The organism is Nocardioides baculatus, assembly GCF_016735675.1.
GTDB lineage: Bacteria > Actinomycetota > Actinomycetes > Propionibacteriales > Nocardioidaceae > Nocardioides > Nocardioides baculatus.
In genome coordinates this window covers 124,377-144,408 of the sequence record NZ_JAERSG010000008.1, presented here as the reverse complement: position 1 = coordinate 144,408, position 20,032 = coordinate 124,377, and the positions used below count along the sequence as shown (strand labels likewise).

At 72.1% G+C, this 20,032-nt stretch carries 16 protein-coding genes and 1 pseudogene; 13 read left to right on the top strand and 4 right to left on the bottom strand.

The genetic code is table 11. The features are described from left to right. Positions 1 to 55: 55 nt before the first annotated feature. Positions 56 to 1,315 carry a PucR family transcriptional regulator gene (locus tag JI751_RS21305; RefSeq protein WP_307814430.1) on the top strand — a complete coding sequence of 420 codons (1,260 nt, stop codon included), beginning with the start codon at positions 56 to 58 and terminating at the stop codon, positions 1,313 to 1,315. A 73-nt stretch (positions 1,316 to 1,388) separates the two neighbouring features. Here JI751_RS21305 and JI751_RS20550 read toward each other — a convergent pair whose 3' ends face one another. After that, the gene (locus tag JI751_RS20550; RefSeq protein ID WP_201940725.1) at positions 1,389 to 1,787 is read right to left on the bottom strand and encodes a hypothetical protein; all 399 of its coding nucleotides are present in this window, start codon (positions 1,785 to 1,787) and stop codon (positions 1,389 to 1,391) included. Between the two features lie 132 nt (positions 1,788 to 1,919). Next, positions 1,920 to 2,891: a GNAT family N-acetyltransferase gene (locus tag JI751_RS20545; RefSeq protein WP_201940723.1), complete on the bottom strand. Its 972-nt coding sequence runs from the start codon at positions 2,889 to 2,891 to the stop codon at positions 1,920 to 1,922. 162 nt (positions 2,892 to 3,053) lie between these two features. Between JI751_RS20545 and JI751_RS20540 the strand changes: the two are divergent. The 12 genes and pseudogenes from JI751_RS20540 to JI751_RS20485 all read left to right on the top strand — a co-directional run. Further along, positions 3,054 to 4,460, top strand: a pseudogene (locus JI751_RS20540) (uracil-xanthine permease family protein); the annotation flags it as partial. Positions 4,461 to 4,607: 147 nt separating this feature from the next. Beyond that, complete coding sequence (locus JI751_RS20535) at positions 4,608 to 5,471, top strand: FAD binding domain-containing protein (RefSeq protein ID WP_201940718.1); 864 nt, start codon at positions 4,608 to 4,610, stop codon at positions 5,469 to 5,471. Further along, the gene (locus tag JI751_RS20530; protein ID WP_201940716.1) at positions 5,468 to 5,968 is read left to right on the top strand and encodes a (2Fe-2S)-binding protein; all 501 of its coding nucleotides are present in this window, start codon (positions 5,468 to 5,470) and stop codon (positions 5,966 to 5,968) included. Before JI751_RS20535 ends, JI751_RS20530 begins: the two co-directional genes overlap by 4 nt. Continuing rightward, positions 5,965 to 8,361 carry an aerobic carbon-monoxide dehydrogenase large subunit gene (gene cutA / locus JI751_RS20525; RefSeq protein ID WP_201940714.1) on the top strand — a complete coding sequence of 799 codons (2,397 nt, stop codon included), beginning with the start codon at positions 5,965 to 5,967 and terminating at the stop codon, positions 8,359 to 8,361. The genes JI751_RS20530 and cutA overlap by 4 nt, the downstream gene beginning before the upstream one ends. Positions 8,362 to 8,409: 48 nt before the next feature. Continuing rightward, positions 8,410 to 9,045 (top strand): SRPBCC family protein, encoded by a 636-nt coding sequence (locus tag JI751_RS20520; protein WP_201940712.1) that lies wholly within the window; start codon positions 8,410 to 8,412, stop codon positions 9,043 to 9,045. Between the two features lie 73 nt (positions 9,046 to 9,118). Then, positions 9,119 to 10,543, top strand: a complete 1,425-nt coding sequence (locus tag JI751_RS20515) for an amidase (RefSeq protein ID WP_307814429.1) — start codon at positions 9,119 to 9,121, stop codon at positions 10,541 to 10,543. A 461-nt stretch (positions 10,544 to 11,004) separates the two neighbouring features. After that, entirely contained in the window at positions 11,005 to 11,550 is a 546-nt protein-coding gene (locus JI751_RS20510; protein WP_201940710.1) for a hypothetical protein, read from the top strand. A gap of 83 nt (positions 11,551 to 11,633) precedes the next feature. Further along, positions 11,634 to 13,727 (top strand): hydantoinase/oxoprolinase family protein, encoded by a 2,094-nt coding sequence (locus JI751_RS20505; RefSeq protein ID WP_201940708.1) that lies wholly within the window; start codon positions 11,634 to 11,636, stop codon positions 13,725 to 13,727. Beyond that, positions 13,727 to 15,724 carry a hydantoinase B/oxoprolinase family protein gene (locus JI751_RS20500; RefSeq protein WP_201940706.1) on the top strand — a complete coding sequence of 666 codons (1,998 nt, stop codon included), beginning with the start codon at positions 13,727 to 13,729 and terminating at the stop codon, positions 15,722 to 15,724. Before JI751_RS20505 ends, JI751_RS20500 begins: the two co-directional genes overlap by 1 nt. A 2-nt stretch (positions 15,725 to 15,726) precedes the next feature. Then, positions 15,727 to 16,392, top strand: coding sequence for an SDR family oxidoreductase (locus JI751_RS20495; protein ID WP_201940704.1), 666 nt, complete (start codon positions 15,727 to 15,729; stop codon positions 16,390 to 16,392). 118 nt (positions 16,393 to 16,510) lie between these two features. Next, positions 16,511 to 17,353 carry a hypothetical protein gene (locus JI751_RS20490; RefSeq protein ID WP_201940702.1) on the top strand — a complete coding sequence of 281 codons (843 nt, stop codon included), beginning with the start codon at positions 16,511 to 16,513 and terminating at the stop codon, positions 17,351 to 17,353. 65 nt (positions 17,354 to 17,418) lie between these two features. Beyond that, entirely contained in the window at positions 17,419 to 18,372 is a 954-nt protein-coding gene (locus JI751_RS20485; RefSeq protein WP_201940700.1) for a hypothetical protein, read from the top strand. A gap of 3 nt (positions 18,373 to 18,375) precedes the next feature. On the opposite strand, the gene JI751_RS20480 is transcribed toward JI751_RS20485, so the two are convergent. Then, positions 18,376 to 19,020 carry a response regulator gene (locus JI751_RS20480; protein WP_201940698.1) on the bottom strand — a complete coding sequence of 215 codons (645 nt, stop codon included), beginning with the start codon at positions 19,018 to 19,020 and terminating at the stop codon, positions 18,376 to 18,378. Continuing rightward, positions 19,017 to 19,967, bottom strand: a complete 951-nt coding sequence (locus JI751_RS20475) for a sensor histidine kinase (protein ID WP_236666638.1) — start codon at positions 19,965 to 19,967, stop codon at positions 19,017 to 19,019. The genes JI751_RS20480 and JI751_RS20475 overlap by 4 nt, the downstream gene beginning before the upstream one ends. Between the last annotated feature and the right edge of the window lie 65 nt (positions 19,968 to 20,032).

Here is a 20,032-nt window from a genome sequence, read left to right as displayed (position 1 = left end):
TCACACTCCTCCGATGTGAGTTTGTGACAGGGAAGAGGCAGAAGTGGGCCAAGACTTGATAAGTGACCCCGAGGCTGTTGCGGCGCTGGAGCGGGCCGACGCGCTCCACACGGCGCTCACGCACATCGTGCTGGAGGGCGGCGACCTCGCCGCGATCGCGGAGGCCGTGGGCGACGCGCTCGGCTGCGGCGTGGTGTTCACCTCGACCGACGGCCGCGAGCGCGCGGCCCACCTCGACGAGGCCCAGCGCGAGGCACTCGCGGGCCACGACCTGGTCGACCCGTCGGGTCGGCTGCGGGTGGAGCGGATCGATTCCGAGGGCACTGCGGTGGGCGGGGGCGAGGCGCTCGTACGCCGGGTGGTGGCGGCCGGCGTCGACCTCGCGCGGCTGGTGGCGCTGCGCCTCGACGGCACGATCCACTCCTCCGACGTGCACGCGCTCGAGCGCGCGGCGATCGTCGCGGCGCTGCTGGTGACCCGCGTCGAGGCGATCACGGCGGTGGAGAACAAGTACCGCGGCGACTTCCTGCGCGACGTGTTCCTCGGCCGCGCCGGGGAGGACGACTACGTCGCCGAGCACGCCCAGGCCTTCGGCTGGCACCTGGACCGCCCGGTGATGGTCGTCGTCGCCGTCCTCGACCCCGACGCGATCGCTGCCCTGGCTCCGGGCCCCAACGAGCGGCGGGCGTGGCAGGACCGGTTCGCGAACGCGTGGCGGCAGGTGTGCGCGACGGTCGACGAGAGCATCGCGTCGGTGGCCTTCAGCCGCGAGGTCGTCACGCTCGTGCCGGTCGACCCGGATGCGGGGCTCGCCGACGGCCACGTCGCCGTCGACCGGATCGTCCAGGCCGTCCGCGGTGACCGCGGCGGCGGCCGGATCTCGTTCTCCGCCGGGGTGAGCCGGATCGCGACCGACCTGAGCGAGCTGCCGGAGGCCTTCCGGCAGGCGCAGCGGTCGGTGGAGATCGGCCGTCGGGTGCACGGCACCGGATCGGTGACCCGCTTCGACCAGCTCGGCCTGCACCGGCTCCTCGCGCTCGTGCCCGACGGCGCCGAGCTGACGGCGTTCGCCTCCGACGTCCTCGGCCCGCTCGCCGAGCGGACCCCCGAGGCCGCGGACCTGCGCGAGACGCTGCAGGTGCTGCTCGACACGAACTTCAACGTCGCGGAGGCCGCCCGCGCCCAGTTCTTCCACTACAACACGATGCGCTACCGCGTCGGCAAGCTGCAGCGGCTGCTCGGGCCGGTGGCCACCGACCCCCACCTGCGCCTCGACGTCGCCGTCGCGCTGCGGGCGCTGGAGATCGTCGGCTGACCTCCCTGCGCCCGGACGTCGTACGGACGGGGCGAGCGGTGGCCCCGTCCGTACGACGTCGCGAGCAGGGGGGTCAGGAAGCGGTCGGCGCCTCGGTGGCCGGCGGGTTCTCGGTCTGGCAGGTGGTGAGGCGCTCGGTGGCCTTGGCCAGGCGCATCTGCTGGGCGCGCTTGGTCACCTTGGTCTCGGACTTCGCGGCCTTGGCGGCCTTGAGGGCCTTCATCGCGGCGGCCTTCTCCTGGCCGACCTCGGCCTCGGCGACCGCGTCCTGCTTCGCCTCGACGCGCGCCTGCTGACGGGCGAAGACGGCGGTGACGCGCGCGAGGGCCTCGGTGGCCTTGTCGACCTTCGCCTGCTGCGACGCGCACGGGTCGGTCGCGGGAGCGTCGTCGGCGTAGGCGGTGCTGCTGAACGCGGCCAGGGTGACGGCGGCGGACGCGGCGGCGCCGGCGAGGCGGATGGTGAGGGACATGGGGACGGATCCTCCCGGTCGCGGCGAGCCCCTGCGGCCACACCTGTCACTGGATTCAGCGGCGGCCAGTCGGCGCCCGTTACGGCCGCACCGGACAAATCTTCGAGAAGCCCTGACGATTCCTTGAGAGAGTCAGCCGGCCACCGGCTTCGCGAAGAACACCCGCTCCAGCCCGTGCTCGCCGGCGCGGTGGGTCTCGACGTAGCCGAGCCGCTCGTAGAGCCGCTGGTTCTCCGTCATCGTCACGTGCGTGTAGAGCCTGATCCACCTCTGTCCCAGGGCGGCCGCGCGTCCCTCGGCGAGGGTGAGGAGCGCGCGTCCGATGCCCGTGCCGTGGTGCGCGGGGAGCACCGCGACGTTGTCCAGCAGCAGGGCGTCGTCCTCCTCGACGAGGAGCAGGTAGCCGACGACCGCGCCGTCGCGCTCGACCACCCACGCCTCGCTGTCGGCGACGGCCCGGTCGTAGTCGGTGTCCAGCGGCCCGGGCCGCAGGCCGTCCATCCGTTCGAGGTAGGGGGTGTACGCCGCCTCGGCGACGCGCGCCATCGACGTCGCGTCCGCCGGGGTCGCGCGACGCACGCCCGGGTGTCGTACGCCGATCCACTGCTCCGCGCCGAACTCCTCGAGCCGCGCGACCTCGGTGAAGCCGAGCCGACCGGCGAGGGCGCGGGACCGCACGTTGCCGACCTGCGTGCAGACGACCACCGGCTCGCCCAGGACCGCGTCCGCCCAGGCGAGGACGGCGGTGGCCGCCTCGGTGGCGTAGCCGTGGCCCCACGCGGACCGTGGTGTGACGTAGCTGAGCTCGAGGTCGGGGTGCTCGGCACCGGGGCGGGACGGGTCGCGGCGACCGAGCCCGACCCACCCGACGAAGACGCCGTCGTGCTCCAGCACGAACTGGCCGGGCCGGTCAGCCGGCACCTCCGGCAGCTCGGCGTCCAGCGCGGCCCGGTCCCGACCGCCGCCGAGGTGGCGGTTGACCTCGTCGTCGGAACCCAGGTCGAGGAACGCCTCCCGGTCGCGGGCCCGGGGCGCGCGCAGGACCAGCCGGGCGGTGCGGATCGGCGCGACCGGCCAGTCGTCGACGGTGAGAGGCACGGCCATGCACGCAGGCTAGTGACCGCGCCGAAGTGGTCCGAACCGCGCAAGAACTTGTCATCGGGACCGGCGTTCCTTCGGCAGATCTCGCCAGTGAGGGTGTGAGATGTAGCGCACTAGTTTGTGGCTTCTCGGGTAACCACCCCTGCGAAATCTGGAGGCCTGCACATGTCGATGTTCAAGTGGGACGTGGTCGATCCCGGCCCGGGTGAGGCCGTCGCGCCGCACCAGCGCCTGGCCTGGGGCAAGACCGTCGGTCTGGGTGCCCAGCACGTCGTGGCGATGTTCGGCGCCACCTTCGTCTTCCCGATCGTCATGGGGCTCAACGCCAACCTCGCCATCATGATGAGCGGCATCGCGACGATCTGCTTCCTGCTGATCGTCAAGGGCAAGGTCCCGAGCTATCTCGGCACCAGCGCCTCCTTCGTCGGTGGTGCCGCGGCGATCTACGCGCAGGGCGGCGGCCCGGCCGACGTCACCGGCGCGATCATGGTCTCCGGCATCGTGCTCGCCCTCGTCGGCGTGGCGATCCACTTCGCCGGCCCCGGCTTCGTCAACAACCTGCTGCCGCCCGTCGTCACCGGCGCGGTGGTCATGCTCATCGGCTTCAACCTCTGCCGCGTCGCGACCGGCATCTACATGCCGGCCGACCGCTGGGTCGCGCTGCTCACGATGTTCGCGGTGATCCTGATGGCCGTCGGCCTCAAGGGCTTCTTCGGCCGCATCGCGATCTTCCTCGGCCTCATCTTCGGCTTCGTGCTCTCCCTGCTCTTCGACGCCATCGGCGTCGGCGGGGTCGAGGGCGACCGCGTCAACTGGGACAACGTCAAGTCCGCCGACTGGCTGGGCTTCCCGCCGCACACCGCGGAGGGCCTCGTCGGCAACCAGAGCCCGTTCACCGGCGGCGAGAACTACGCGCTGGTCGGCTGGCACCTGCCGAGCCTGTCCATCACCTTCACGCTGCTGGCCCTGCCCGCGGTGATCGCGCTGGTCGCGGAGAACATGGGTCACGTGAAGGCCGTCTCCGGCATGACCGGGCAGAACCTCGACCCGATGATGGGCAGGGCCGTCGCGGCCGACGGTGTCGGCACCACGCTCGCCTCGTTCGTCGGCGGCTCGCCCACCACGACGTACGCCGAGAACATCGGGGTCATGGCGGCCACGAGGGTCTACTCGACGGCGGCCTACTTCGTCGCCGCTGGTGTCGCGATCCTGTTCGGCTTCGTGCCCAAGTTCGGCGCACTGGTCGCGACGACCCCCAGTGGCGTCCTCGGCGGCATCACGCTGGTCCTCTACGGGATGATCGGCCTGCTCGGCGCGAAGATCTGGGTGGAGAACAAGGTCAATTTCGCCAACCCTGTCAACCTTGTGCCCGTGGCTGCCGGACTGACGATGGGCATCGGCCTGGCCGACAACGCCTTCTTCAACATCACCTCGGACTTCCCGCTCGGCGGCATCGCGATGGGCACGCTGATCATCGTGTTCGGCTACCACCTCGCCCGTGTCGTCGCGCGGGCCGCGGGCACCGACCACGACGCCGGCGCCGTGATCGCGGTCGGCGACGAGGGTGCTCACCGGACCACCGGCCACGCCCACGACCACGCGCACGACCACGCGCACGACCACGCGCACGACCACGCGCACGGTGACCACTCGCACGACCACGCGCACGACCACGCGCACGACCACCCGCACACGCACGACGACGAGACGAAGTAGCCCGTGAAGCCAGCACCTTTCGCCTTCCTGCGTCCCGCCACCCTCGAGGAAGCCCTCGCGGCCCTCGCGGGGGAGCCGGGGGCGAAGGTGCTGGCCGGCGGTCAGTCCCTCGTGCCGCTGCTCTCCATGCGGCTGGCCGCGCCGTCGATGCTGATCGACATCAACGCCCTGCCGGACCTCGGCCACGTCACGCCCGACGCGACCGGGGTCCGGGTCGGGGCGCTCGCCCGGCACGCTCACGTCCTCGCGTCCGCCGAGGCGGCCGAGGTCCAGCCGCTGCTCGCGCTGGCGCTGTCCCACGTGGCGCACCCGACGATCCGCAACCGCGGCACCACCGTCGGCTCCCTCGTGCACGCCGACGCCGCGGCCGAGATGCCGATGGTGCTCCGGCTGCTGGAGGGATCGGTCGACGTCGAGTCGGTGCGCGGTCGACGTACGGTCCCGGCGGGGGAGCTGTTCGCCGGCCCCCTCGAGTCGACCCTCGCGCACGACGAGATCGCGGTGGAGGCGTTCTTCCCGGCCCTGCCCGCAGGTGCCGGCGTCGCCTTCCAGGAGATCGCCCGGCGCCACGGCGACTACGCCCTCGTCGGCGTCGCCGCGCTGGTCGAGACCGACGGCGGGGAGGTCACCCGCGCCCGCCTCGGCTACGTCTCGGTGAGCGACGTGCCCGTCGTCGTCGACGTCACCGACGCGCTCGACGACCCGGCCGCCGCCGCGCTCGCCGAGCTCGAGCCGGCCGACGACATCCACGCCACCGCGGCCTACCGCGCGCACCTGGTCAAGGTGCTGACCCCCCGCGTGCTGGCCGACGCGGTCCACCACGCCCGCCAACGATCGGCTCAGAAGGACGAGAAGGACATGGCATGAGTGCCCCCACCCCTGAGGAGCTCCACGACGTCCGGCTGCACGTGAACGGCTCCGTGCACGAGGTGCAGGTCCCGGCGCGGCGGCTGCTGTCCGACGCGCTGCGCCACGACTGCGGCCTGACGGGCACGCACGTCGGCTGCGAGCACGGAGTGTGCGGTGCGTGCACCGTCCTCGTGGACGGGGCGCCTGTGCGCTCGTGCCTGATGTTCGCGGTCTCGGCGGTCGACGCCGAGATCACGACGGTGGAGGGGTTGACCGAGGCGGAGGACACGCTGAGTCCCGTCCAGCAGGCGTTCTCCGACTGCCACGGCCTCCAGTGCGGCTTCTGCACGCCCGGCTTCCTCACCACGATCACCGCCGGCCTGAAGGACAACCCCGACCCGACCGAGGACGAGGCACGGGAGATGATCGCGGGCAACCTCTGCCGCTGCACGGGCTACCAGAACATCGTGAAGTCGGTGCTGCGCGCTGCGGAGATCGAGCGGGAGCGCGCATGACCACGAAGCTCTTCGGCACCAAGGTCCCGCGGGTCGAGGACCAGCGCTTCCTGCGCGGCCAGGGCCGCTACGTCGACGACCTGCTCACCGACGACCCGCGCCTCCTGCACGCCGCGGTGCTGCGCTCGCCGCACGCGCACGCGCGGATCACCGACATCGACGTCTCCGGGGTGCTCGACCTCGACGGCGTCGTCGCCGTCTGGACCTTCGACGACCTGACCGGCCCGATGGCCGAGCCGCTCCCGCTGCTCATCCCGCACCCGGCGCTGACCCACGGCCGTACGCAGTACGCCCTGGCGAAGGACGAGGTCAACTACGTCGGCGAGGCGATCGCCTTCGTGGTCGCCGTCGACCGCTACGTCGCGGAGGACGCGGTCGCGCGGATCCGCGTCGACTACGAGCAGCTCGAGCCCGTCGTCGGCATCGCCGCCGCCCGTGCGGCCGCCCGCCTGGTCCACGACGACGTACCCGGCAACGTCGGTGCCCGGATGGAGCAGGAGAACGGCGACGCCCGCGCCGCGATCGCCGACGCACCGCACACCCTGACCCTCGAGCTCGACGTCGAGCGCTCCGCCTGTACGCCGATGGAGGGCCGCGGCACGGTCGCGAGGTGGGACCCCGACACGTCCCGCCTCACCGTGTGGAGCTCGACCCAGACGTCGACCGGCGTGCGGGGCTGCGTGGCCGCCAAGCTCGGCCTCGACCTGGCGAAGGTCGACGTGATCACGCCCGACGTCGGGGGCGGCTTCGGGGTGAAGATCAACCACCCGTGGCCCGAGGAGCTGCTCGTCCCGCTGGCGGCGATGACGCTCGGCCGTCCGGTGAAGTTCACCGAGGACCGGCGCGAGCACTTCATCTCCTCCGCCCACGAGCGCGCGCAGGTGCACCACGTCGAGGTCGGCTTCGACGACGACGGCCGGGTGCTCGGCCTCAACGTCGAGTTCTGGCACGACCACGGCGCGTACACCCCCTACGGCCTCATCGTCCCGATCATCACCTCGACGCAGCTGCTCGGCCCCTACAAGCCGCAGAACTACCGCGTCGTCTTCGAGTCGCTCTACACCAACACCGTGATCGTCACGCCCTACCGCGGCGCCGGCCGGCCACAGGGCTGCTTCGTGATGGAGCGGACGATGGACGCGATCGCGGCCTACCTCGGCAAGGACCGCACCGAGGTCCGCAGCACCAACTTCATCCAGCCCGACGAGTTCCCCTACGAGCACGGTCTCGTCTTCCAGGACGGCCGCCCGCTGACCTACGACTCGGGCGACTACCCGGCGTCGCTGGCCAAGCTCAAGGAGCTGGTCGGCTGGGACGAGTTCGAGGACTTCCGTGCCGAGATGGCCGCCCAGGGACGGCGCGTCGGCATCGGTCTCGCGTGCTACGTCGAGGGCACCGGCGTCGGCCCCTACGAGGGCGCCCACGTGCACGTCGAGACCTCCGGCAAGGTGAAGGTCGCGACCGGCCTGACCACCCAGGGCCAGGGCCACCAGACCGCCTTCGCGCAGATCGTCGCCGACACGCTCGGCGTGCGGTTCGAGGACGTCGAGATCACCACCGGCGACACCCGCAAGATGCCGTACGCCGTCGGCACGTTCGCCTCCCGCGCGGCCGTGATGAGCGGCTCGGCGATCCACCTCGCCGCGCTGCGGGCCCGGGAGAAGGCGCTCCGGATCGCTGCCGAGGCGCTCGAGGCGGCGGAGGACGACCTCGAGATCGTCGACGGCGTCGTGTCGGTGAAGGGCACCGACGCATCCATCGACCTCGGCACCGTCGCCGTCCTGTCCAACCCGCTCCGCTACGCCTTCGACGAGGCGTCCAAGGCCGCGACGCAGTTCTCCGTCGGCGATCCCGGCAAGGCGCCGGTGGCCGAGGACGACGAGCCGGGCCTCGAGGGCAAGGACTTCTACTCTCCCGAGCGCTCGACCTTCGCCAACGGCATGCACGCCGTCATCGTGGAGACCGACCCCGACACGGCCGAGATCACGATCCTCAAGTACGCCGTCGTCCACGACTGCGGCCACCTGATCAACCCGATGATCGTCGAGGGCCAGATCCACGGCGGCGTCGCGCAGGGCGTCGGCGGCGCGCTCTACGAGCGGATGGCGTACGACGAGTCGGGGCAGCTGCTCAACGCGTCGTTCATGGACTTCCTGATGCCCTACGTCACCGAGGTCCCGACGACGATCGACATCGACCACCTCGAGACCCCCTCGCCGCTCAACCCGCTCGGCATCAAGGGCGCCGGCGAGGCGGGCGTGATCCCGTCGGCCGCCGTCTTCGCGGCCGCCATCGAGGACGCCGAGGGCTTCCCGATCACCGCGATGCCGATCTCGCCGTCCGAGCTCTTCGACCTGCGTCTCGCGCACGCCGACAACTCATTCGCTGGTTGAGGAGGGCGCCCCGCGCCCGTCTCGAAACCCCTTCCAAGGAGCAGACAGATGAAGTTCACCGGAGAGAACGTCCTGGACGCCCCCGTCGACCAGGCGTGGGACGCCCTGCTCGACCCGGCCGTGCTGGTCCGGACGATCCCGGGCTGCGAGCGGCTGGAGGCGACCGGCGACAACGCCTACGCCATGACCGTCACCGCGGGCGTCGCGTCGATCAAGGGGACCTATGCCGGCTCGTGCGAGCTGCGCGACCTCGTCGAGCACGAGTCGCTCGTGATGAAGCTCGACGGCGCCGGCGCGCCCGGCACGATCGGCGCGACCGTCAACGTCCGCTTCTTGCCGGAGGGCTCGACGACGCGTGTCTCGTACGACGCCGACGCCGTCGTCGGCGGGATGATCGGCGGCGTCGGGCAGCGGATGCTCACGAGCGTCTCGCGCCGGATGGCGGGGGAGTTCTTCGGCAACGTCGACGCCGCGATCGCGGGTGGGCCGGCGGCCGCAACTGCGGCAGTGGGCGCACCGGTCGCTGCTGCCGCCGAGCCGGCCGCCGTCGGCCAGGTCTTCACCGTGCCCGCGCCCGCCGCATCTGCCGCCTCGAAGCAGGAGTTCCTCACCGGCATCGCCGTCGGCGCCGGACTGGTCCTCGCCGGGGTGATCGTCGGCGGGATCTTCGGGCGTCGCCGGTGAGCGGCTCGCCCCTGTCGGAGTCCCCGCTCGTGCGGGGAGTCCGTCACTTGGAGGGGGTTGCAAAGGCCTCCAGGTGTCAGACTCGCCCTCCCAGCTCGGAGCGGAGGCCGGCGTGATCACCGTCGACTCGACCGCGCGCGAGCAGGCGGCAGCCGTCCGGGCGGGCGAGATCTCGGCGGCCGAGCTGCTCGAGCTGCACCTCGACCGGATCGAGGAGCGCAATCCCGAGCTCAACGCGATCGTGTCGCTCGACGCCGAGCGCGCGCGGGTGGCCGCCGCCGTTGCCGACCAGGCCCAGGGGTCGGGCGAGGAGCTGGGACCGCTGCACGGCCTGCCCTTCGCGGTGAAGGACACCCACGCGCTCGACGGGTGGCGTACGACGTACGGCTCTCCGATCCACGCCGACCACGTCGCCGACCACGACGACCTGCTCGTCGAGCGGATCCGCCGCGCCGGCGCGGTGTTCGTCGGCAAGACCAACGTGCCGGAGTTCGCGGCCGGGTCGCACACCTTCAACAAGGTCTTCGGGGTGACCCGCAACCCGGTGGACCCGAGCCGGTCGGCCGGCGGCTCGAGCGGGGGAGCGGCGTGTGCGCTGGCCTCCGGGATGGTCCCGCTCGCCGACGGCTCCGACATGGGCGGCTCGCTGCGCAACCCGGCCTCGTTCTGCGGTGTCGTCGGGATGCGGCCCTCGCTCGGCCGGGTGCCCGAGTGGCCGCTCTACAACCAGTGGGAGTCGACGTCGGTCGGCGGGCCGATGGCGCGCAACGTCGGCGACCTGGCGCTGCTCCTCTCCGTCATCGCCGGACCCGACCCGCGCGCCCCGCAGGCGCTCGGCGACCCCGGGACGGCCTTCGCCCCACCGCTCGCCCCGGCGCCTCTCGCGGGGCTCCGGGTGGCGACGAGCGTCGACCTCGGCGGGGCCTTCGCGGTCGACCACGAGGTCGCGGACGTCGTACGCGCGACGGCGGCGCGGCTGTCCGACGCGGGAGCCGCGGTGAGCGAGGCGCACCCGGACCTCTCGCTGGCCGACGACACCTTCCGCACCCTCCGGGCCTGGCACTTCCAGGCCAAGCTCGGTCGCCTGCTCGCCGAGCACCCCACGTCGTTCAAGCCCTCGCTCGAGGCCAACATCCGAGCGGGGGAGTCGCTGACCGGTGCCGACGTCGCGCGGGGATACACCCAGCGCACCGCCCTGTCGGAGACGATGCGGCTGTTCTTCGCCGACCACGACGTGCTGCTGCTGCCGACCTCGCAGGTGTCACCGTTCCCGGTGGAGCAGGAGTTCCCCGAGACGATCAACGGGCAGCAGATGCCGGACTACCTGGCGTGGATGCGGTCGGCCTACTTCATCTCCGTCACCGGGTGCCCGGCGATCTCCGTGCCTGCGGGCAGGACCCGTGACGGCCTGCCCGTCGGCGTCCAGCTCGTGGCGCCGCACGGCTCGGACCGGAAGCTGCTCGAGGTCGCGGCGGCCGTCGAGGACCTCCTCGCCTGACCCCGCACGACCGGGGCCGGGTGTGCACGAACCTGTGGACGAACATGTGCACAACCCGGGTGTGCTGGGGATGAACCACGGGCGATCTGTGCACGACGCGCCGGAACCCGAAGTATGTGAAAAAGAGCTGCGGAAAGCCCTTGCGCAGCTGTTCCCCGAGGGCATAGAACTCTCCCTACGCAGCCCCGCAAGGGGAGGCGGGATGGCTCCGGAAGGACGATCCACACGACGACGAACCAGCGTGCTGGGGAGGAGTCGCAGACACCGGGTGATGCGGTGACTGGGACCGGACACAGGGAGCGATCGATCAGGACATCACCAGAGAGATCACCTCGATGACCTGGACGCTTCGGCGACCTGGACATCACGAAGGGCCCTTGGCACTCATACTGCCGAGGGCCCTTCGGTCATTCCCGGCGCGTCCGCGGACCGGTGATCCCCCGGGCTGGGAGCATCCGCCCATGAGCGAGGTGGACGAGGGGGCGCCGGTCGAGCCCCCGGTGCCGGCCAGCATCTGGTGGTTCGCCTGGACGTTCGTCGTCGGGCAGGTCCTCGAGCTCGCCAGGCGGGGTGCCCAGTCCGAGGACGCCTGGATCCTGTCGGCACTGCTGGGTGCCGTCCTCGTCTCGTTCATCTCCCACGGCGTGGTCCGCGCGCGCTGGGTGCGCTTCTGGCTGGTCGTCGCGCTGATCGGGCTCGCCGGTGTGTTCGAGGTGGTCTCGCTGATCGACTCGCCGTCCGGGTGGACGGCCGCAGCCCTGGCGCTGACGATCGGCCAGGCGTTCCTGTTGCACCGCTACACGAGGAGCGACCTGTTCGAGCACCACAGGCAGCGCCGTGAAGGTGGTCCCTCGCTGGCTCCGCTCGTGGCGGTGGCCGCGCTGGTGGGGGTGCTCGGCGGCGTCCTCGGTGCCGAGCAGTCCACCTTCGGGCCGGGCGTCGACCAGACGTACGACGACGACCCGTTCGGTGACCCGTTCGGTGGCCCCTCCGGACAAGCGTTGTGAAGCAGGTCTTGCCGATGATCGGGCGTTTCGTCGGCAATCTGTGCCGTGGCAACGCGAGTGCCGGAATCGGTTGAATCGTGCCCATGACGCAGCGGCGGATCAGGATCGGGATCGACACCGGTGGCACGTTCACCGACGTCGTGGCCTTCGACGAGGACTCGGGTGAGCTGGTCACCACCAAGACCCCCAGCACGCCGGGCAACCCGGCGGACGGCTTCATCGCCGGCATCGAGAAGATCCTCGACATCGTCGGCGCCGAGGGCAGCGACATCACGGCCGTGTCCCACGGCACGACGGTCGCGACCAACAAGCTGCTCGAGGGCAAGGTCGAGGCGCTCGGCTTCATCACCACCGAGGGCTACGAGTTCATGCTCGAGATCGCCCGCCAGTCCGTGCCCGACGGCTACGGCAACTCCTACTTCTGGGTCAAGCCCGAGCGCATCGTCCCGGCCGACCGGGTGCGCACCGTCGGCGGTCGCCTCGACTTCACCGGGGCCGAGATCCGCCCGTTCGACGAGGACGCCGCCGTCGCCACCGCCCGTTGGTTCCGGGACCAGGGCATCACCACGATCGGCGTCTGCCTGATCCACGCCTACGCCAACGACGACCACGAGCTGCGGATGCGCGAGATCCTGCGCCGCGAGCACCCCGAGGCGGTCGTCTCGATCTCGAGCGAGGTGCTGCGCGAGTACCGCGAGTACGAGCGCGCGATGACCACGCTCGTCGACGCGGCGGTCAAGCCCAACGTCAGCCGCTACGTCACCAACATCTCCGAGCGGCTCGTGGCCGTCATCAGTAAGCACAGAACGGGCAACGTTCCGTTCTACGTGATGAAGTCCAACGGCGGCGTGCTGTCGGCCGACGAGGTCGTCCACCAGCCGATCACGACGGTGCTGTCCGGCCCGGCTGCGGGCGCCCTCGGCGCCGCACTGATCGCCAAGGTCGCCGGCTTCCCAAAGATCCTCACCTGCGACGGAGGCGGCACGTCGACCGACGTGTCCGTCGTCCTCGACGGCGAGCCGACGCTCACCACCGAGGGCACCGTCGGCGCGTACCCCAGCAAGATCCCGATGATCGACGTCGTCACCGTCGGCGCGGGCGGCGGCTCGATCGCCTGGCTCTCGCCCGAGGGGGCGCTCAAGGTCGGCCCGCACTCGGCCGGCGCCGACCCCGGCCCGCTCTGCTACGCCAAGGGCGGCACGCAGCCGACCATCACCGACGCCCACGTCACCCTCGGCCGGATCCCGCCCCACCTGCTCGGTGGCGAGATCCCGCTCGACGTCGAGGCCGCGCGCGCGGGCATCGCCGACCTCGCCGACCAGCTCGGCCTCGACTTCGAGCGCTGCGCCACCGGCATCCTCGAGATCTCCGCGTGGAACCAGGCCAACGCGCTGCGTCAGGTCTCGGTCAAGCGCGGCCTCGACGTGCGTGACTTCATGCTGACTACCTTCGGCGGCTCGGGGTCGCTCCTGGCCTGCCGGCTCGTCGACATCCTCGACCTCGCCGGTGTCGTCGTACCGCCCAACCCGGGCAACGTGAGCGCGTTCGGCCTGCTGACCGTCGACGTCAAGAACGACTACGTCCAGACCCACGTCGCCAAGGAGTCGGTGCTCGACCACGCGGCGGTGCAGGGGATCCTCGACGACCTCACCGGCCGCGCCCGCGAGGCGCTGGCCAAGGAGGGGTTCGAGCCGGCGGACCACCGCTTCCAGCGGACCATCGACGTGCGCTATGTCGGGCAGGCCTTCGAGGTGCGGGTCTCCGCGCCGGAGGGCACCGTCGACGCGGCGTACGTCGCGCAGGTGGCCGAGACCTTCCACGCTGAGCACCACCAGCTCTACGGCTACGACTTCCGCGGCGATGCGACCCAGCAGGTCGAGTGGGTCAACCTCCGCGTCACCGGCATCGGCCCGATCACGCGACCTGAGATTCCGACGCTGGCCAAGGCCGAGGGCGGCGTCGACCGCGCGCTGCGCGGCACCCGCCAGGTCTGCTTCGACCCCGACACCGGCTACGTCGAGACCCCCGTCATCTGGCGCACCGACCTCGGCGCCGGCGACACCTTCAGCGGCCCCGCGATCGTCGAGGAGTTCGGCTCGACGATCCCCGTCCACCCCGGCTTCGAGGTCGTGGTCGACGACTGGGCCAACCTCGTGATCCGGAAGGTCGTGTCCTGATGGCCGCCAACCCGACCAGCTCCGTCGACCCCGCCTACGTCACCGCCAAGCCGGTCAACCCGGCCGGCCTGCCGACGGCGTACGAGCACGGCGGACGCCTCACCCCGGAGGGGTCGAGCGTCGACCCGATCCTTGTCGAGATCGTCCAGGGCACCCTGGCCAGCGTCGAGATGGAGGTGGAGACCGCCATCGGCCGCACGTCGCGGAGCCCGATGATCCGCGACGCCCACGACTTCCGCGCCGGCATCCACGACCGCCAGCTGCGCAAGCTCACCGGCCGTTCCTACAGCGCGCTCGTGCACCCGATCGTGCGCGACTACCCGATCGAGGAGATGGTCGAGGGCGACGTCTTCTTCCACAACGACGTCTACGAGTCGGAGGGCGGCATCGGCCACCTGCCCGACCTCTGCGTCACCGTCCCGGTCTTCCACGACGGCGAGGTCGTGGCGTTCGTCCAGGCCTTCGGCCACCACGACGACATCGGCGGCGCGGTGCCGGGCTCCATGCCCAGCAACGCGACCACGGTCTACGAGGAGGGGCTGGCCGTCCCGCCGATCAAGCTGTGGGACGCCGGCGTGCCGAACAGGTCCGCGCTGCGGATCATGACGCGCAACTCGCGGATGCCCGACAGCCTCGCCGCCGACCTCGACGCCGAGTGCTCGGCCTGCCTGATGGGTGCGCGCCGGCTCGGTGAGCTGTTCGAGCGCTACGGCCGCGAGGCGATCGAGACGTCGTTCGACGCGATCCTCGACACCACGACCGAGACCTACCGCCGCGAGATCCTGTCCAAGATCCCCGACGGCACCTACGTCTGGGAGGACTACGCCGAGCACGACGGCGTCGACGAGCCGCAGCTGCACACGCAGCGGATCACGTTGACCAAGGTGAGCGACGCGCCCGCCGACCCGGAGAACGGGCGTCCCGCCGGGCCGCGGCTGATCATCGACTTCACCGGCACCAGCGCCCAGGCGAAGGGACCGATCAACCACTGTGGCGACTACGTCGGCGGGAACTTCCTCAAGAAGTGGCTCGCGCCGATCCTGCGCAACCTTGCCGACACCCCCGAGCGGATGGCCGAGCTCGACGTCAACGAGGGCATCGTGCCGCTGATCGAGATGCGCTTCCCCGAGAAGGGCACGCTCCTCACACCGATCCACCCCGGCCCGACCAACGCCCGCACCTTCGTGATCCTGCGGCTGCTCGGCGTGCTCGCCGGCGTCGTCGCCAAGGCGGTCGACGGCAAGATGCCGGCCGACCAGGAGACGATCCGCTACACCGGCGTCTACGGGAAGGACCTCGACGGCAACGACTACCTCATGCGCGAGGTGCTCGGCGGCGGATCCGGCGGGCGCTACTACGCCGACGGCGAGGACACGATCCACGTCGTGCCCGACTCGCGCAACCTGCCGACCGAGTTCACCGAGTCGCGCTTCCCATTCATCGTCGAGCGCCTCGGCCTCGCCGTCGACTCCGGCGGCGCGGGGGAGTTCCGCGGCGGCCTCGGCTACGAGAAGCACATCCGGATGCTCAAGGACGGCCACTTCATGTCCATCGCCGACCGCTCCATCCTCGCCTGCTGGGGCGTGCGCGGCGGCAAGGCCGGCATGCCGTTCCAGGTCGTCATCGACCCGGGCGGCCCCGACGAGCGCGAGGTCGACGCCCTCGCCGACGCCGAGGAGATCAAGGCCGGCCAACTCGTCCGGATCCGTACGACGGGTGGCGGCGGCTGGGGCGACCCGCTGTCCCGCGACCCGGAGTCCGTCGTCCGCGACGTGGTCTGGGGCAAGGTCTCGGCCGAGGCGGCACTCCGTGACTACGGCGTGGTGCTGACCGGATCGAAGGACGCTGGCGACCTGGCGTTCGACGAGTCCGCGACGACCGCCGAGCGCGGTTCACGCGCTGCGTGGAGCAAGGACGACGACGCCTTCTTCGACCGCGGTCCGGGCTACGCCTCGCTCGCCGAGGGTGCCGCGCACGCGGACGTCGACCGGATCTAGTCGTGCGGGTCGCGGTCCTGGGTGGGCACGGCAAGACCGGTCGCGCGGTCTGCGCCGCCCTCGACGACGCGGTGCCGCTGGGACGGGCCGAGTGGCCGGACCTCGCCCGGGCGCTCGACGGGTGCGGGGCGGCGTACGTCATCGCACCCAACCTCCACCCCGACGAACCGGCGTACGTCGCCGAGGTGCTGCGCGCGCTGACCGACGCGGGCGTCGGGCGGGTGGTCTACCACTCCGTCGCCTCGCCCTACGTCCCCGCGATGCCGCACCACCTCGGCAAGGCGGTGAGCGAGGACCTCGTCCGGCGCAGCGGGCTCGACTGGACGATCCTCCAGCCCGGCGCCTACCTGCAGAACCTCGACCTCACCGGACCCCTGGAGGTGCCGTACTCCCTCGACGTGCCGTTCGGCTTCCTCGACCTCGCCGACCTCGGCCGGGTCGCCGCGATCGTGCTGGGCGAGGACGGCCACGTCGGGGCGACGTACGAGCTCGCCTCCCGCGTCGCGATGGTCCGCGAGCTGGCGGCCGAGGCGGGCGTCGAGCCGCGGCAGGTGCCGGACCCGGGGACCCATCCGTGGCTGTCGGCGATGTTCGCCTACTACGACGACCACGGGCTGCCGGTCGGGACGAGGGTCTTGGAGGCCCTGCTCGCGCGGCCCGCGTCCTGACGGCAGTGGGGCGACAGTGATGCGACAGCGGGGAAGATCACTCCTGACATGTCACGGAGATCCTCCCCCTGATCGAGGTGGCGGCGGGGGAGCCACCCCGGGCCGCTAGGGTCCCGGCGTGCGAGTCCTCGGCATCGACGTCAGCCCCGACCTGGTCGCGAGGTGGTCGCGGTGGTTCGCGCCGGAGGCGCAGCCGTTCCTGGCCGACGACGCGCTCGCCGCGGCGGTCGGCGGGCGAGAGGAGGAGCTGACCGACGAGGTCCGCGACACCTTCTGCCTCTACGGCCCGCCGGAGGGGTTGCGGCACCTCTGGCTCGACGAGGAGCAGTTGCTGGCGCTGCCGCGGGTGCTCCGCGCCCGGCTGGTGCGCGAGCAGGTCGTGCACGAGCGCGAGGTGGTCCCGAGTGTCCGGGCGTGGGAGCACCTGGTGCCGCGCGCCCGGGAGCAGGCGGACGGGCATCGGTTCGTGTGGTGGCCCTCGCTGCTCGCGGGGCACGAGCGCGAGGTGCTCACGGCGTACGTCGAGGAGGGCCGGCGCGCGAGCCGCCACGAGGAGGTGCCCGACCAGGTCTGGGCAGGTGCGGGCGACCTGATGCCCGGCGCACGCCGGATCGCCGGCACCTTTCCCGCGGCGAGCGGCCCGAACTGCTTCGGCGCGGTCATGGCCGCGGCCGGGGTCCCGGGCGCGGACGAGGTCTGGATGCTGCGCGAGCCCTTCGAGGAGTGGCTCGCGGCAGCCACCCGTCCCGGCGGGCGTGACGACGGGCCCGGCACCGTGCTCGTCTGGCGCTCGCCGGACGGCCTCGTCCAGCACGCCGCGGTCACCCTCGGCGGTGGCTGGGTGCTGCACAAGCCGTCGCAGGGCTGGATGAGCCCGACCAAGGTGCTGACCGTGGTCGAGTGCCGCGCGAGCGCACGCGCGAACGGCCGGCGGCTCGAGCGCCACACGGTCGGAGGCTGAGCGGCGCGTCACTATCGCGCATCGACCGTTGCGCGGGACCGTCGCCCGCCGCGATGCTCCGAGCCATGGGACGGGGGCGGCGACAGGGGCTGATGCAGGCGAGCGTGCTCGCGCCGGTGCTGGTGGCGGTGCTGGCGGGCTGCGGTGACCGGACGGCGCCGGTGCGTGAGGACCCCGCTGCACCGCCACCGCCACCGCCCTCGCCCGCGGCCTCGCCGACCGCCATGCTGCCCGCGAGCGGGCCGGTGCGCGCCGTCGGCACCGTGCTCGACGACGGGGACGGACCCGAGCTCTGCCTCGGTGGCGTGGCGCAGTCGCTCCCGCCGCAGTGCTCCGGACCGTCGGTGGCGGGCTGGGAGTGGGACGCCCACCCCGACCACGAGTCGGTCGCCGGTGTGCAGTGGGGCGAGTACACGATGACCGGCGCCTGGGACGGCACGTCGTTCACACCGGGCGACGTGCGCGCCTCCGAGCCCGGCGACCTCCCCGCCGAGGACCTGTCCGAGCTGTTCGCGGCTCCGTGCGCGGAGCCGGACGGCGGGTGGCAGGCGCTCGACCCGGCCACGACCTCGGTCGCCGCCCTCTCGGCCGCACGGCGGGTCGCCGACGAGCTGCCCGACGAGGTGCTGACCTGGACGGACCGCTCGCCCAACCCGGCGTGGCGCGCGTACGTCGACGGCGACTCGGGCGAGGACGTCCTGCGGCGGCTCGAGGACCCCGACCTGATGGTGCTCGTGGTCACCGTGACCGACGACCCCGCGCGCGCTGAGGCCGCGCTGCGCGAGGTCTGGGGAGGTGCCCTGTGCGTGGCCCGCGTGGCCAACAGCGCCGCCCGCCTGCGGCAGGTCCAGCGCGACCTCCTCGACCTCCCGGGCTTCCTCACCAGCGGCGCGGGCAGCACGAGCAACACCCTCGAGCTCACCGTCGTCCTCGACGACGGGTCGATCCAGGCCTGGGCCGACGAGGAGTACGGCGCGGGCGTCGTCACCGTGTCGTCGGCGCTGACGCCCGCCGGCTGAGGCTCACGGCTCGATCAGCCCCGCCCGGATGGCGTACCGGGTCAGCTCGACGCGGTCGCGCATGCCGAGCTTGCCGAGGATGTTGGCGCGGTGGCCCTCGACGGTCTTCAGCGCGATGTGGAGGTCCTGGGCGATCTCGCGCGACGAGCGTCCCTCGGCGATCAGCTTGATGACCTGGTCCTCGCGCGCGGTCAGCACGGACGCGGGCACCCGCTCGCCGCGGCGCAGCCGGTCGAGGTAGTCGCGCACGAGCGTGCTCTCGGCACCGGGGTAGAGGAACGTCTCCCCGCGCATCGCCGCGCGGCACGCGCCGACGAGGTCCTCGTCGGCGACGGACTTGAGGACGTAGCCGCTCGCGCCGGCCTTGAGCGCGCCAAAGAAGTACTGCTCGTTGTCGTGCATCGACAGCATCAGGATCCGGGGCGGCGTACGGCGTCGGGCGATCTCGGCGGCCGCCTGCAGGCCGGTCATCCGGGGCATCGCGATGTCCAGGACGACCAGGTCGACCTCGGTGTCGCGGACGCGCTCGACGGCCTCGAGCCCGTCGGCGGCCTCCGCCACGACGGACAGGTCCGGCTCCTGCTCGAGGATCAGGCGTACGCCGCGACGGACGAGCGTGTGGTCGTCGGCCAGCAGGATGCGGATCACGGGACCGGCACCCGCAGCCGCACCGTCGTGCCTCGACGCGGCTGGCTGATCACCGACAGCTCGGCGCGCACGAGCGCGGCCCGCTCGCGCATCCCCATGAGTCCCGACCCCTCCTCGAGCCCCTCGAACCCGCGGCCGTCGTCGGTCACCTCCAGCACGACGGACTCGCCGTGGCGGCGCAGTGACAGCTCGACCGAGCGGGCGTCGGCGTGGCGGGCAGCGTTGGTGAGCGCCTCCTGCGCGACGCGGTAGACGACCACCTCGACCTCCGGGGTGAGCGTGGGCAGGCCCGGAGCGAACGACCTCCGTACGGCTGCCGCGCTGTGGTCGGCGAAGTCCGTGGCCAGCGCGGCGAGCGCGCTCGTCAGACCGAGGTCCTCGAGCACGCCGGGGCGCAGCCGCCGCGCCACCCGGCGTACGTCGTCGAGGCCGGTGCGGGCACTCTCCCGCACGGCGGCGAGCTCCGGGACGAGCGAGGCGGGCGCCTGGCTCTCGACCTGCTTGAGGCCGAGCAGCACGACGGTCAGGCTCTGGCCGACCTCGTCGTGCAGCTCCTGCGCGATCCGGTGGCGCTCCGACTCCTGGGCGGCGAGCGCCCGAGCGTCGCCGGCCCGCCGCTCCTCGGCGAGCCGCGCCAGGAGCGCGTTGACGCCCTGCGCGACCCCGAGGACCGGCCCGGAGCCCTCCTCCGGCAGGTGGGTCGGCTCGAGCCGGTCGATGTCGCCGACGCGCGCGATGAGCCGGGTGAGGGGGGCGAGTGCCCACCGGATCAGGAGGGCGTTGAGCAGCAGGATCGCGACGAGCCCGAGCGCGACCACCACGACCTCCGAGCGCACGGCGTCGGACGAGACGCTGGCGGGGGAGAGCACCAGCACGACCGCACCGAGCACGAGGACGACGCCGTTGATCAGGCAGATCGTCCAGAAGAGCGGGAGGTGCAGGCGCATGCCCCAGCCTCTCATCGCGACCCGGCGGACCAGATGGGGTGCGGACCCCATGGGTCGCGGCCGGG